The following is a 375-nucleotide window of genomic DNA, read 5'->3' as shown; positions in this document are numbered from 1 at the left end:
CCGAGACGGGCCTTTATGCGAGCATCACGCCGCTTGTCGCCTACGCCCTTTTCGGTCCGTCGCGGCAACTGATCGTCGGACCGGATGCGGCGACGATGACGGTGCTGGCGGCCGTGCTGACGACGGTATTCGCCTCCTCTGCCGGTGGCGCTGACCGCGTAACGGCGGCGGCCCTGCTGGCCCTCATCGTCGGCATCCTCTGCCTGATTGCACGCCTCGTCCGTCTCGGCGTGCTCGCGACCTTTCTTTCGCGCCCGATCCTCACAGGCTTCTTTGCTGGAATTTCCCTCTCGATTCTGGTTGGACAGATCAAGCGCGTCACCGGCGTCCAGATCGAGTCGGACGGGCTGATCAGCCCTATTCTCGAACTTCTGA

1 protein-coding gene is annotated in these 375 nt (G+C 63.7%); it reads left to right on the top strand.

Annotation, left to right across the window (positions count from 1 at the left end; translation table 11 throughout):
• Nucleotides 1–375 (top strand): SulP family inorganic anion transporter (locus IB262_RS35540; protein WP_192494591.1); only part of this gene is annotated, 375 nt, incomplete at both ends.

This window comes from Ensifer sp. ENS02, from assembly GCF_014851885.1.
GTDB classification, from domain to species: Bacteria; Pseudomonadota; Alphaproteobacteria; order Rhizobiales; family Rhizobiaceae; genus Ensifer; species Ensifer adhaerens.
Note: the sequence above shows the minus strand (reverse complement) of the source record. Positions and strands in the feature narration are given on the sequence as shown.